The organism is Streptomyces sp. NPDC005281 (assembly GCF_040607495.1).
Classification (GTDB): Bacteria; Actinomycetota; Actinomycetes; order Streptomycetales; family Streptomycetaceae; genus Streptomyces.
Window position 1 is genome coordinate 1 of the sequence record NZ_JBEXGX010000052.1, and the last position, 13,517, is coordinate 13,517.

Below are 13,517 nucleotides of genomic sequence, written 5' to 3' on the forward strand. Positions count from 1 at the left end.
CCGCTACGAACGACAAGCCATTCATTTCCTCGCCTTCACCAGCATCGCCTGCACCCTCATCTGCTATCGCAGACTCACCAAATGAGATGACTTCTAAGAGATGCCGATCATGCCGACGTTGCCGTCGCACCACGGCTGCGCGGCGACCCACTCGATCGCGTCGTACAGGTCCTGGCCCTGGGGCACGCCGCCGAAGTTGTAGTTGCCGATCATCTCGCCGCCGGAGTCGCCCGTGCCGCGCATGTCGCCGATGACATGGACGTAGCCCTCCCGGACGACGCGAGCGATGTCACCGGCCTCGATGCAGCCGTCCCGCATCGGGCTGGGGCGGCGCTGCGGCGCTGCGGCGGTGTGGTGAGAGCGAGGGCCTGAAGTTCCTTGCCGTAGGCGCTCATCGCGATCAGGGCCGGCCGCGGTGCGTCGTCCACGCCGTGATAGGCGTCCACCGCGAGCTCGATGCCGTCCCGCATGGACACCCGGAGGTCCTTGCGGACGGCGATGGTCTGTTCGCCCGCCCGGATCGTATGAAGGTCAGTCATGGTGAGAACTCCTGTGCTGCACGGACTGGTGGTGCTGCACGCGGTAGCCGTGCAGCGAGGTGAAGAACGGTGATGGCTCGAGCGTCGGGTCCCTGGTGTAGCCGAGGGCGTCGGCGACAAGGGTGAAGGGTGAGTACGGGGACTCCGCCTCCCTAAGCCCTGCCTCCAGGCAGGCGCAGGCGGCTGCGGCGACACGACGCTCGGCGGCGAGACTCTGGGTGATGGCCTCGCGGGCCTGTGCCTCGTCGAGCTCGACTCCATAAGGCATGCCATCGGCGCGGTGGTACGGGTGCCCGAGGTACAGGTTCCGCGGACGCACCTCGTCGCGCAGGTATTCCAGGGCCGCACGGTAGGCGGCCGGGTCGGTGTAGCCGGGGAAGCCGTTGGCGGCGCCGTGGACCTGAACGCGTCCCCGGTGAACACCGACCGCTGGCCGTCGATGACATAGGCGACCGATCCGGGCGTGTGGCCCGGGACCGCGTGTACCGAGACGGTGACGTCACTGCCGAGGGAGAGGGTCTCACCGCCCTTGACGAGCAGGGTGGGTTCCATCTCACCGGAGATGACGGAGTTCGAGGCCGCCGCCACCCTGGCCTCGCCCTCGGGGTCGCGAAGGTAGCGGCCACGTCCCTCGCGGTAGTCCTGCACATGGGCCCGCCGCGAGCGGAGCATCGGAGCGTCGGCCTCGTGGATGACCACCTGTGCGCGTCGGCCGGTGAGTTCCCACAGGGCGTACGCCCCGCCGACGTGGTCGATATGACCGTGTGTCAGCAGGATCCAGCGCACATCCTTGATGCGGCGTCCGATCGCCTCCAGCGCGGGAGCCATCCCCTGCGCGGGCGAGGTGGCGATGCCCGTGTCCACGATCGCCGGTTCGGGCGCGTCGACAGTCTTGTAGAGGCGTCAGCAGGTGTGACGGTGCGGGCGGGGGCTGGACCGCACAGGGCAGCGGCCTGCGTGGAGTCACGCTTGGCGCCGCTCGGCGAGTGGGCGCGCTGGGCGCCCGGTCAGGCCGACGCGAGCCAGAGTTCGAGGAGTGCCTCCCGTTCACGCGACCGGAGAATTCTGGTCGGCCGGGTCTGTACCCACCACTCGGTCATGGCAGTGGGAGTGGCGGTGCCCTGTGTGAAACGACTGATCAGCCGACGGGAGAGATCGACCTCACGCCCGGAGTAGGCGACGGCGGCGCTGGAATAGACAGGCGTCAGGACTGTGCCCTCGGGCGCGGTGATGGATACGGCCATCTCGGTGGGGCTGCTCGGCACCCAGGCGTCCAGGGCTGCCGCGGCGAAGGTTGCGGCGTGGGTCGTCCAGCGCTGCAGAGTGGAGCGGACCGGGACTTCGGTGACTTCCAGGCCCGCTATCTCCGACCACGCCCAGTCACGTTCGTGCGGACCGGAGACGCGGGGCCCTGAGGTCTTGAGCACCACGCACGGAGCCGGTGCTGTCGCCGGGGCACCCACGTACACGCCGTCTGCTGAGACCCAGAACAGTCCCACCGTGGTGCCGTCGTCGTGGGATCGGACAGGCGGGGTTGCTTCCATGGCCTGTCCGTCTCTCCTTGGTCGAATGCTGCATCCGCGAGCTTGCACGGCGCCTGGTATCGATGCGCTTCTTCCGGCCGAAGGCGCCGGGAAGGCTACACCGACTCCTTTACGAGGGGGAGTTCGGCTGCGTGGTCGCCCGGCGCCTTCTCGATCCGGGCTCTCCGGCTCAGCCGGACGGCCAGATTCGCCACGGTGGATACGGCCTTGTCGAGTGCCGTGTCGAGAAAGAGGCTTTCTCGATGGTTGGCGCATGCTGAGCCGTAGAAAAAGGAAGGAATACTGACAACACAGAGCAGTGCCGCCGATGCCGGTGCTTCGCACACATCAAAAGCACTCGACTCCCCCTACTGGCACGGGGTCACTGCGACATGTGGTCAGCATGACGCCCTACTGGTACCGGATATCCGGTGCTCCAGCTCCGTCCCCGTTGGCTCGAATACTGACACACTTCGAATTCATGTTTCTCATCAGTAACATCGCAGGGTGACTGAAAATGATCAATGGAACCGGTCAACAGCACCCGAAATGATCCAGACTTGAATATTTACTTCCACCCAAAACCCGACATACCCCAGGCCCTTTGTTGATCGTGGACCAACGTCCCTACGATCCATGCCGGGATCCGCTTGGCCGAAATTGCACCCTCCCGCTGGAGTCCGTACGCCCTGATGTCCCCTCAAGATCAGGTGCCGGTGTCCGGCGTCCTTCCGGTCAAGCTCCTCGTCTACGCGGACGCTGAACGTGCTGACATCGGGCTCGTCGATCCGACCTCGGAAAGGTCCGGATCTCCGGCCCCGAGCTCAGCTGCCGTAGGCCAGGCGATCGGCGGGCTCACACGACGGGGTCGATGCCCGGATCCGGTTGATAACGAGCGACCACCACCTTGTCGACGAGCGCTTCTTTTCCCACGGTCGGCTGGTTCGCGGGAATGCGGAGAAGGCGTAGGAGAGGGTGGGCCGCCAGAGAGGAGATGTCCACGGGCTCGGGGCTCGGGTCCAGAGTCAGGGTGTCCAGGCGCGAGAAGGCCGCGAGCCAGTACCACGTGGCGGACTGTTCGGCCGGGAGCCACAGATGGGTGACCCGGTCAGGATGCAGCGCTCGGACCAAGCGGATCGTGTCGAAGCCGTTCGACACGCGAATCCGCGAACGGCCGCCCAACCTGCTGAAGACCGACAGCTCCTCCGGCGTGGTGATCTCGAAATGGATGTCGTCCTCCGGCAGATCGGCGAGCACGCTCTCCGCGTAGGAAACGGTGTCGAATCGATGCCATGCACTGCACAAGAGTTGCCGTACCTGTGGGTCCAGATGATCCCGGTAGCGGCGGAGCAGCGGGATGGCGGCGTCTCCGCCGATGAGAACGGCCGTCTGCGCGGTCATGAGTGCTTCCTCGTCCGACAACTGCTCAGGCCCCGGCAGGAGTTCCAGCGCGACGGATCCGATGCCGGCGAGGTCGTGCGCCTCACGGGGGCTGCGGGGCGGGATGAGGGCGCTCGCGCGTTGACTGATCGCGGCCCGGACACGGGGCTCGAGCTCGGTGGCGTGTTCGACGGCCGCCGTGGCGAGCAGGTGCAGCTGGCTTCTGCGGTAGCCGGAAGTCGAGCCGTCTCCGCGTCTGATCAAATCCATCAGGAACTCCGCCCCCTCCTTCGGCCTGGCGTGCGCCACCGCCATGCGGATGACGTCCTCCCACTGGGATTCGACCGCACGCAGAACGAGCAGGGCCATGTCGCCCTCCTCGACCGCGGCCTTCGCGCCCAGGTAGTCCTGGAAGGTCCGGTGGATGAAGTCGATGGTGCCGACAGCCGGTTCGCGCAGCAGACCGCTGCGCAGCAGGAGATGTTGGAAGATTGCCGTCGCGTCCCCCTGGGCTGCCGCGACCGGCACGCTGGGCAAGGTGTCGGCGATGATGCGTTCGGCGTGACTGCGGTCGAGTTCGGACTTGCCGTTGAGAAGGAACTTGTACGCCAGCCGTTGCAGGAGCCGGACCTTGGGTTCCTCGGTGAGTTCGATTCCGTCCGGCGCATCCATGTCACGCTCCCGGTCACGCCGGGAAAGCAGCATCGACAGTGCGGCGTCGTACAACTCCTTGCGGCCACTGGGCAGATAACCGCGCCGGTCGCAGTGCAGTGCGCAGATGAGGCCGCACATCAGCGGGTTGGTGGCAAGGCGGGCGAGATCCTGTTTGATGCGGACGGCAGTGACCAGCGAGTTCTCGTAGGCGTCGAGTTGGTCGCGCTCCTCCTGCTCGCTGACGCTACGGGCGGCGTCGTGCCAGCGATGGATGAAGGAGGTGACGTCCTCCCGGCTCATGGGCGCGAGCGACAGTTCGGTGAACTTCTCGGTCGCGAGCCACCTGTCGCGCACGGCCGAAGGGCGGGAGGTGACGAGCCAGACATTCTTTTGGTAGGTGGCGAGCAGATCCTGCAACCAGCGCCGAGTACGCTCACGCGTCCGCTTCGGCACCTCGTCGATGCCGTCGAGGAGCAGGATCCCCCGCCCCGAGGCCAGCACCCGGTCCACCCAGCCGGACGGCTGCGATCCGGCCAGGGGGCAACGGGTGCGGCGCAGGAACTCGTCCGGCGTCGGCAGATCGTCGTGCTGACGGGTCAGCGTGCGCATCGGGAGCACGAACGGCACCCGCCCGATGAGCGACGCCAGCGGGGCACCGTTGGCGAGGACGGCCAAGTCCTGCTGGGCCGTGGTGACCGCCAGCCACTGCACGAGGGTCGTCTTGCCGGACCCCGCGACGCCCCGGAGCAGTACGCGATCACGCCCGTTGAACGCGTGCTCCGCTCGGATCATCGCATGGCGGGCGTCCCGGTCCAGATCGGCCTCAAGGCTCAAGTACGCCGTATCGAGCGGCCATTGGTCCGGCGACCGCGAGAGGTCGATCCCATAGATGGTGAGCATCCCGTGCCTCTGGATGATGTGTGCTGCGTATCGCTCCTCGAACAGGGTGTCCTTGGTGACGGGTGAGGGGTTACGCGCCAGCAGGAGGTCGGTCTTGGCGATCATTTCCGCCAGTCGACTGCTGTGTTCGACGAGCGTGCGTGCCACGAACGTCGAGCGCTGGGTGAAGAAGTGAAGGATGTGCAGGCAGGCGCTCGCCAGGAGGGCGTCGTGGAGGTACGCCCCGTCCGCGGACAGGTCGCGCGTACAGTCGGGTCCCGCGGCCTTCAGTGCCTGCGCCAGGGCCTGCGGCCCCATTTGGACAGCCTGTACGTCGTCCATCTCCAGGTCTCCGAGATGGGTCAGGGTACGGGCCAGCGCGAGGGCGACCGCCTCCTCCTCGCCCGGTGTGACTGGCCGTTCACCGTTGGCCGACGGCCCCAGCACGTTGCGCAGGAGCCCTTGGGTGAGCTTGTGCAGATCCGCTTCCGTCAACCGGCGCTTCTCACCGGTGAAGGACACCAACGACGAGATGCGTACCGGACGACCGACAAGGCCCGCGCCCGGTCCCTCGCTGACGAACAGCTTCTTCACCAACGGGGTCACGACACCGGAGGCGAGTCGGGCCGCGATTGCACCGATGTCCATGACTCCCCCTGGCATTCGCATGCTGCCTGGCGCGCTCAGCTGATACCTGCCCGAAAGCCAGTGCATTCCCCCAAACGACCCGTCATATCCATATGTCCGCCGCCCGTCGGGGCTGTCGACGGGACTGAACCGCGTTCGGCCCCGTTCCTCAGTCGCGTCTCACCAGAGCAGGTCCGTCACCGTGGTGACGGAGGCGTGGGCCTGAAGGGGACCGGTTTGCCGTAGGGCGTGGACAGTTGCGGGCTTGGTCCGGGTGCGTTCGGCGAAGGTGCACTGTCAGCGACACCCGCCTGCCGGGGAGCCCGACCGGTAGGCGGCACGGGCGATGGAGGACTGAGTGCCGTTGGTGTCCTGGTGGGTTGAAAAGAGCTCGGCGGCGGTGAATTTCGTGCCGGGCAGAGGGGCGGTGTGCTCGCGGGCCGGCCGGGCAGGCCCGCGAGCACGTCAGTTGTTCCCTGGCTTCAGTTGCTTCCTGGCTTCAGCCGCTGGGCGGGGCCGAGACCACGTCCCTGTGTGGGTCAGCGAATCGGCCTTCCTTCAGCAGGGATTCCCGGGCCGGGTTCGACACGAGCCGGCTGCGCGTCAACTTGGACGGAGCACGGGCCGCACCGGCCGACGGGGGCGGGAGCGGAACCGAGACGCAGGGCGTCCGGTCGGACTCCAGCACGCCGTTGATCGCGGTGACGCAGAATTCGAAGTTCCAGTTGCCTGGGAAGAGGAAGGCGATCTGGTGGTCGGGGGTGTCGGAGATGTACGGGTCCGGCGTGGTCGGACCGTTGTGCTCGTTGAGGTTGCGTACCCACACCCGGTACCCGGCCGCCTCAGGGGAGCCCTGCCAGTTCAGCTGGACGGTGGTGGGGTCGAGGGACTTGACCGTGAGGCCGGTCGGCATGGGCGGCTTCCCCGCGCCGATGGTCACCGACCTGGCCATGCCAGGCATGCCGCCGCCGGCCCGGTTCCAGGTCACCAACGCGACCAGATAGTGGTGTCCCGGGGTCAGACCGTCGATGTGCACGGTCGTCGCTTTGACGCCCGTGCTGCTGATGTACGACCCCGTTACGTCCTTGTCCCAGGTGATGACCTCGTACCGGTCGATGCTGTCCGTGTACGGACCGCTCGGCGCCTGCCACGTCACGTCGACGCCCGTAGGCGTCGCCGAGGTCATGATGCCGTCGACCGGCGGCGGCGGTGCGGTCTGGGGGTGCGCGGTCGCGGTGACCGCCGGGGACCAGACGGACTCGCCGTCACCGTCGTTCTCGGTGCGGACCTGGTACTCCCAGGTCCAGCTGTCCTCCGTCCAGGTGGTGTCGTATCGATTGGTCGACACCTTGGTCTGGTTCCACTCGGTGGCACCAGCGAGCCGGTAGCGGACGGTGTACCCGCGCGCGCCGAACACCGGGTTCCAGGTCACCGCGACACCGCTGGGGACGGCCTGTGCCATGACGCCCGTCACCGCGGAGATCGGCCGGTGCGGGATGGTGTCGGGGACTGCGGGCACGGACTGGCCGATGCCGTAGCCGTCGTGCAGGGTGCGCTCGTAGGCGGAGGCGATCTGGTACTCGCCCAGGGCGTTGGGGTGCAGGTTGTCGTAGCCGGCGGGGCAGGTGTTGGTGTCGCAGCTGTACGCCCCCTCCCAGTCGACCAGTTTCACCGGGGAGTCGGAGGTGCTCCAGGACGGGATCGCGTTCGCCAGCATGATGTTGTACTGCCGGGTCTTGACGATCAGATCCTGACGGCCGTCGATCAGGGGCCGCATGGGAACGTTGGCCACGGCGAAGCGGAGGCCGGGTTTGGCCGCGCGGGCCCGGTCGACCATGGTCTTGACGCTGTCCAGCGTGCCGGTGGCGTCGCTGACGAGCCAGCCCATGTCGTTGAACCCGATGCCGAAGAGAACCAGGTCGGGTTGGTACTGAGCCACCATGGGGCCGATCAGGTCCTTGTCCTGGGCGGCCTGGCGCCCCCACACGGCGAAGTGGTCGCCGTCGAAGTCCGCCGGGACACCCTGGGCGTAGGCACCGTTGACGGGTGGGCCCGCCGCCGAGGGGTTCCCGTTCGTCTCCCCCTGCAGCGGAGGCGGGGACGGCGGACCGGTCGGGGCGTCCGGCTGCTTGGTCCCGCGGTACGGGCCGACGAAGTCGACGGCGACGTGCTGGTCCTTGAACCACTGCCACAGCCGGTAGCGCCAGGTCCAGTCGCCCTCCATGCCCTCGCTCATGGAGTCCCCCACCACCATCACCCGCAGAGGTGCGGTGCCCGTGTCCCCGTCGCCCGCGGTGTCGTCCACGCCGTTGCCGTCGGTGACCATGTCGGCCGGGTTCACCACGACGTCTCCCGGATCGACGATGGTGCCGTCCTGCCAGGCGGCGGTCAGCTGGTTCACATAGTCGACGGTCATCGCGAGGTAGCCCTTGGCGTTGGGCACGCCGTCGGCGCTCTGCCCGGTGTCCACGTAGCCGGCGTCGTGGTCGAAGTCGAGGACCACCTGCCGGATCCGGTGACCCGCCAGGGCCTCGGTGCCGATGATCCGGCTCGACTGCGCGATGTAGGAGGCGGTGCCGGTGTACATCTCGTCCTGGACGGCCGGCGTCCTGGACGGCACCGGGTCGCCGACCAGCACCGTCGTATTGGGCAGGTCGATGTAGATCTGGTCGAGCAGGTCGCGCAGCGCGTTCGCCTCCTGGGTGGCCGTCAGCCCGTCCCGGGTGGCGAGGTCGTTGGCGACATCGATCTGCAGCATCACGACGTTGGGCTTGTACGTGCGCAGGTCGCCGACCAAGTGCTGGCGCAGCTCGTCGATGCTCTGGCCGGGGAAGGCCTCCTCCTGGTTGTCACCGTCCCCGACGTTCCCCTTGCTCACGGCGCCCACGTAGTCGAACCCGGATGTGCTGGCGTCCGCCGCGCTCGCCAGGCTGACCGACAAGAGGTACTGCAGGCAGTCACCCCTGTAACCGTAAAGGATGCATCCGCGCGTCCCGTTGCGTATGCCCGAATCGTCGATCGGGGCCTGGTGTACGTTCGCCCCGTCCGCGGCGTAGCCGCCGACTACCGACGGGGAGACCTGCGGCGGCTGGGTGGACGTCCGGGTGGCGACATTGTCGTTGTAGACCGGCCGGTGGTCGGAGCCGCCTTGGTTGTCCAGCACCCTCGCCTGGAAGCTGCCGCGCGTGGTGGTCGTCACGGCGAAGTCGAGTTCCTCCTGCTGCCCGTCCGGGCTCCGGTGGGTGGGCTGACCACTGGCCACGATGCGGGGCAGGATGGGCTGCGGCGCGGGGGGCGACTGCGGCGGAGGCTGCGGGTTGTCCGGCGTCGGGATGTGGGCGTAGAGCGGCCGGGCGGACAGGGTGTCGGGCCGGGTGTTGAAGTCGGCGCCCACCGTCCAGTCGTACCGCACGCCCGCCGGCTGGGCGTTGTGGACGGCGGTCCCGATCGCGGTCAGCATCGCGACCGCGTCGCCACCGCCTCCTGTCAGCGAGTGGAAGCTGAAGTACCAGTGGTTCCCCTCACGGATGCCGATGGCGGGTCGACCGAGGTTGGGACCGAGCGGGTTGTCCACCACCATGGCCGCCTCGACCGGGGTGGTCGACATCACGATGGTGTTCACCCGGCCTCCCGGCCGGCCTGGCTGGGACCGATAGTTGGTCTGTAGGAAGACCACGTACCACTCGGAGGGTCGTTGGCTCGCATGCCAGTTGGCATAGGTGACCAGCGAGTTGCCGACGGTTCCCTGAGGATTGGGCAGCACGTCGGAGCCGGCCGGCACGCCGGCACCCGACTCCTGGAGCATGACGACGGAGGGGCCTGCGCTGCGGTAACGGGCTGCGGTGAGGATGCGCGGGACGTAGTTCGTCCAGAGGTTCGCGCCCTGCGCGGTGGCTCCTTGCATGTTCCAGGTGAGGAAGGGCCTCTCGCCCGGGGGAGGCGTCTCGTCCGGGGGATCCGCCTGGGCCGGGCCGGCGGCCAGGGCGGTGAACGGCACCACCAGGAGCGCGAGCAGCAGCGCCTGGACGATGCCGAGAGCCGCGGACCGGACGTGCGGCCCGTCGCGCCGGCGCCGGTTTGACGGCCGTGCTCGTAATGCGGGGCTCGTTCGGCCCGCCGGGCGGGGAACGGTGTGTGTGGTCATCGACTGGACTCGCCTTTCACTCTGTCCTGATCACGTCAAAAGCGACACTAGCCCACGAACCGCAGTGACCCTCGAGCCGCTACCGCCCTCCCCCGGCCACCTACTGCACCGGTCAACTGACGCGGACAACATCACGCGCCAGCCCGACACGGCCACTGACCGACGCCGGCACCGTCGCCTCCGTAACGGCCCTGGCCAGCAGATCCGCGTTGATGGGACACGCCCGCGGTTGCCGCTGCCGGCACCGTCCCGCTCGTGCTTCCCCTAGCCGAGGTGGTCGGTGATCTCACCTTCCAGGGCAGACTCCAGCACGCGATTGGTCAGCTACTGCGGCAGTCCGCTTTCGTCGGTCAGCCGCAGGCCGCGGAGAATATCGTCCAGCAGATCGACGATCGCAATGTCCGCGGGGGCAGGCGTGGCCAGTTCGGCCAGTTCGGTGGTGGTGCCTGGGTTTGCACCAACAGGCCGCGGGCGCGCAGGAACTGGCAGACGGGTTTGACCGCGAGGTTCACTTCGATCCGGGCCAGGTCGTGCACGTCGCGTTCGAAGACGGGCGTCTCGGCGTCGAGCCAGTACAACAGGATCGTGAACCTACGGATGTTCTTCCGGTAGTCCGGGGGCTGTCCCGGTCGTTCGCGGGTGAATTCCTCGAGCAATCGCTGGGCGTTCTCGGTCAGCGGCGGCTCGCCCGTCGGCATACTCCGCAGCCGGGCCAGCACCGGGGCCCAGTGGCGCCGACTGGTGAACAGCGGTTGTTGGCCGCGGCTCATCTGGAGAGTGGGCCGTTGCTCGTCGTAGTCCGGCGCTTGGCCGTCGCCGATCGGAACGGCCTCGAACGGTCCGCCCTTGCCAGTGGGCAGGGCGATCACCAGCAGCGTGAAGGGCCGAGAGGCTGGTCGGGCTTCGCCGAGGAGACGGTACGGGTGACAGCTGCGGCAGCGGTCGTCGCGCCGGGCCAAACCGTCGCGGCGGCAGCGGCAGCGCCGGCCGCGTCCCGTTCGCTCGCGCCGGTGCCGGCACGGATCACACACGAACCCCGCACGTCGGCCAGCGGGGATCCAGTGTTCCATCCGGTGGAGAGACCCAGCCGGGCAGTGTCCGGGCCGGCACGAGCCGGGGTGAGGCGGTGGTGCGGGACTCGTCCCGCACCACTCAGCGCATCAGTCCGTGCCGGACTCCATCGCGGCGCGGTCCAGCAGCTCGTCGTCGGCGGAGACCTCGCCGCGGGAGGCGATGGCCTCGGCGCCGCCCTCGGGCATGCTGCCGATCAGCCCGGTCGCGGCTGCCTGGGCCGCGCCGATGGTGGCGCTGCCCGCGCCGATCAGACCCAGCCCTGTGTACTGCTCCAGCTTGGCGCGGGAGTCGGCGATGTCGAGGTTGCGCATGGTGAGCTGGCCGATGCGGTCCACCGGACCGAAGGCCGAGTCCTCGGTGCGTTCCATGGACAGCTTGTCGGGGTGGTAGCTGAACGCCGGGCCCGTGGTGTTGAGGATCGAGTAGTCCTCGCCGCGCCTCAGCCGCAGGGTCACCTCCCCGGTGACAGCCGTGCCGACCCAGCGCTGGAGGGACTCGCGCACCATCAGCGCCTGCGGGTCCAGCCAGCGGCCCTCGTACATCAGCCGCCCCAGGCGCCGTCCCTCGTTGTGGTACTGGGCGAGGGTGTCCTCGTTGTGGATCGCGTTGACCAGGCGCTCGTACGCCGCGTGCAGCAGGGCCATTCCGGGCGCTTCGTAGATGCCGCGGCTCTTGGCTTCGATGATCCGGTTCTCGATCTGGTCCGACATGCCCATGCCGTGGCGGCCGCCGATGGCATTGGCCTCCATGACCAGGTCGACGGCGGAGGCGAACTTCTTGCCGTTGATCGTCACCGGTCGGCCCTGGGCGAAGCCGATCGTCACATCCTCGGTGGGGATCTCGACGGTGGGGTCCCAGAACCGCACGCCCATGATCGGGTCGACGGTCTCGACGCCGGTGTCCAGGTGTTCCAGGGTCTTGGCCTCGTGGGTGGCACCCCAGAGGTTGGCGTCGGTGGAGTACGCCTTCTCCGTGCTGTCGCGGTAGGGCAGCTCGTGGGCGAGCAGCCACTCCGACATTTCCTTGCGGCCGCCGAGTTCGGTCACGAAGTCCGCGTCCAGCCAGGGCTTGTAGATCCGCAGGTTCGGGTTGGCGAGCAGACCGTAACGGTAGAACCGTTCGATGTCGTTGCCCTTGAAGGTCGAGCCGTCGCCCCAGATCTGGACGCTGTCCTCGAGCATGGCCTGGACCAGCAGGGTGCCCGTGACGGCACGGCCGAGCGGGGTGGTGTTGAAGTAGGCACGCCCGCCCGAGCGGATGTGGAACGCCCCGCAGGTGAGCGCGGCCAGGCCCTCCTCGACCAGCGCCGCGCGGCAGTCGACCAGGCGCGCGATCTCGGCGCCGTACGTCTTGGCGCGGCCGGGCACGGAGGCGATGTCGGGCTCGTCGTACTGGCCGATGTCGGCGGTGTAGGTGCACGGGATCGCGCCCTTGTCGCGCATCCACGCGACCGCGACCGACGTGTCGAGGCCACCCGAGAAGGCGATGCCGACGCGCTCGCCGGTGGGCAGGGAGTTGAGGACCTTGGACATAGAAATAGTATGCAGGATGACGCATGATCATGCAAAGTCCGAAGTTCGGTGTTCGGGTTCGCCCGGCACCCTGTGCACCCGGACGGTGCACCGCATCCGGTGCCGTGGACCTTGGTCGATGGATCGCGGTACGGCTGCCGCAACCCGCAGGTCAAATGGCATGTCGCCGCTGCGGCCGGGGCCGCGCCGGGGAGGGCGCGACGGGACGTCAGTAGGGTGGTGGCATGTACACACGGGGGCGCAGGATCAAATTCACAGCGGTGTCGGCGATGGTCGTGCTGGCCCTGACCGGGTTCTCGTCGGGCCGCGGTCACCACAGCCGCAGCCATCACAGTGGTGGCGGAGGCGGTTGCAGCAGTTCCAGCCAGGACCACGACGGTTCGTCGACGTCGGGCAGCGACGGCTCGTACGGCAGTGGCTCGTCCAACAACGACCCTTACAGCAGCTCGACCAGCGGCTCGTCCAGCAGTGACACGAACGACTCCGGGACGAGCGGCGGCGACAGCGGTACGTACCGTTCGCGGCCCACCCACCGTTCCACCCCCACGACGTCCTCCTCCGGCTCGGCCGCCCGGCCCCTGAACGACGGCACCGCCGTGCTCATACGCTGCGCGAGCGCGGACGACCCGTACGCGACCGTCCAGGTCCGGAATCCGAACGGACGCGACGGCCTCTTCACCGTGAGGGTCACCTTCAAGGACGAGCAGGACGTCACCGTGATCGACACCTCCGATCAGGTGTCGGTATCGGCCAAGGACAAAGCAACCCTGCGGGTGCCCGTGGCCGGCGCGGGGCGCGTGGACGAGATCGATCACTGCGAGGTCAATCCACGGGCCACTGCCGTCCGGTGACGGCCCGCGGAACTCACCGCGTCCTGAGGCCGCGTGGGCACCGTGCCACGACCAGCACCGTCTGCCGGTCCCCGGCAGGTTGCCAAGTTTCGGGGCTGAGGTTCCTGAACCCCCGGCGAATCCGGGCGGGGTGAGCCGGCCGGGCAGGCGCTTCGACCCGACAGGCCTCGCGCTGCACCGAGTTCAGCCACGACCCGAGGCGCCGACAGTGGGCGGTGCCATTTAGGCCTCGTCGGTCTTCGGCGGCGGATTGGCCGGTAATCGGCCGTGCCGAGGTGAATGCCGTGCGTCCTCATCAGGGATCGTAGGAGCGA

The 13,517-nt window shown here is 68.2% G+C and carries 9 protein-coding genes and 1 pseudogene; 1 reads left to right on the forward strand and 9 read right to left on the reverse strand.

The genetic code is table 11. The features are described from left to right. Positions 1–93: 93 nt before the first annotated feature. The 9 genes and pseudogenes from ABZV42_RS39355 to argG all read right to left on the reverse strand — a co-directional run bounded on the left by ABZV42_RS39355 (position 94) and on the right by argG (position 12,352). On the reverse strand, positions 94–318 hold the full coding sequence (locus tag ABZV42_RS39355) for a CocE/NonD family hydrolase (RefSeq protein WP_356056850.1): 225 nt from the start codon (positions 316–318) through the stop codon (positions 94–96). Continuing rightward, complete coding sequence (locus ABZV42_RS39360) at positions 210–539, reverse strand: hypothetical protein (protein ID WP_356056934.1); 330 nt, start codon at positions 537–539, stop codon at positions 210–212. Before ABZV42_RS39360 ends, ABZV42_RS39355 begins: the two co-directional genes overlap by 109 nt. Then, positions 532–807 (reverse strand): hypothetical protein, encoded by a 276-nt coding sequence (locus ABZV42_RS39365; protein ID WP_355989447.1) that lies wholly within the window; start codon positions 805–807, stop codon positions 532–534. The genes ABZV42_RS39360 and ABZV42_RS39365 overlap by 8 nt, the downstream gene beginning before the upstream one ends. Before the next feature lie 164 nt (positions 808–971). Beyond that, a pseudogene (locus tag ABZV42_RS39370) lies at positions 972–1,367 on the reverse strand (MBL fold metallo-hydrolase); the annotation flags it as partial. Positions 1,368–1,546: 179 nt separating this feature from the next. Beyond that, the gene (locus ABZV42_RS39375; protein WP_356056853.1) at positions 1,547–2,083 is read right to left on the reverse strand and encodes a hypothetical protein; all 537 of its coding nucleotides are present in this window, start codon (positions 2,081–2,083) and stop codon (positions 1,547–1,549) included. Between the two features lie 834 nt (positions 2,084–2,917). After that, a complete protein-coding gene (locus ABZV42_RS39380; RefSeq protein WP_355989390.1) occupies positions 2,918–5,623 on the reverse strand; it encodes an NACHT domain-containing protein in 2,706 nt (901 codons plus the stop codon). A 478-nt stretch (positions 5,624–6,101) separates the two neighbouring features. Beyond that, positions 6,102–9,746, reverse strand: coding sequence for a fibronectin type III domain-containing protein (locus ABZV42_RS39385; protein ID WP_356056855.1), 3,645 nt, complete (start codon positions 9,744–9,746; stop codon positions 6,102–6,104). Positions 9,747–10,096: 350 nt separating this feature from the next. Then, positions 10,097–10,615, reverse strand: coding sequence for a hypothetical protein (locus ABZV42_RS39390; protein ID WP_355989396.1), 519 nt, complete (start codon positions 10,613–10,615; stop codon positions 10,097–10,099). 291 nt (positions 10,616–10,906) lie between these two features. Further along, positions 10,907–12,352, reverse strand: a complete 1,446-nt coding sequence (gene argG / locus ABZV42_RS39395; RefSeq protein ID WP_355989398.1) for an argininosuccinate synthase — start codon at positions 12,350–12,352, stop codon at positions 10,907–10,909. Between the two features lie 224 nt (positions 12,353–12,576). Between argG and ABZV42_RS39400 the strand changes: the two genes are divergently transcribed. Further along, the gene (locus ABZV42_RS39400) at positions 12,577–13,203 is read left to right on the forward strand and encodes a hypothetical protein (RefSeq protein ID WP_355989400.1); all 627 of its coding nucleotides are present in this window, start codon (positions 12,577–12,579) and stop codon (positions 13,201–13,203) included. Positions 13,204–13,517: the final 314 nt, after the last annotated feature.

What these genes read in the sequence shown, in the direction of transcription:
- ABZV42_RS39355 (WP_356056850.1), bottom strand. Translation starts at nt 318, where the DNA reads ATGCGGGACGGCTGCATCGAGGCCGGTGACATCGCTCGCGTCGTCCGG.
- ABZV42_RS39360 (WP_356056934.1), bottom strand. Translation starts at nt 539, where the DNA reads ATGACTGACCTTCATACGATCCGGGCGGGCGAACAGACCATCGCCGTC.
- ABZV42_RS39365 (WP_355989447.1), bottom strand. Translation starts at nt 807, where the DNA reads ATGCCTTATGGAGTCGAGCTCGACGAGGCACAGGCCCGCGAGGCCATC.
- ABZV42_RS39375 (WP_356056853.1), bottom strand. Translation starts at nt 2,083, where the DNA reads ATGGAAGCAACCCCGCCTGTCCGATCCCACGACGACGGCACCACGGTG.
- ABZV42_RS39380 (WP_355989390.1), bottom strand. Translation starts at nt 5,623, where the DNA reads ATGGACATCGGTGCAATCGCGGCCCGACTCGCCTCCGGTGTCGTGACC.
- ABZV42_RS39385 (WP_356056855.1), bottom strand. Translation starts at nt 9,746, where the DNA reads ATGACCACACACACCGTTCCCCGCCCGGCGGGCCGAACGAGCCCCGCA.
- argG (WP_355989398.1), bottom strand. Translation starts at nt 12,352, where the DNA reads ATGTCCAAGGTCCTCAACTCCCTGCCCACCGGCGAGCGCGTCGGCATC.
- ABZV42_RS39400 (WP_355989400.1), top strand. Translation starts at nt 12,577, where the DNA reads ATGTACACACGGGGGCGCAGGATCAAATTCACAGCGGTGTCGGCGATG.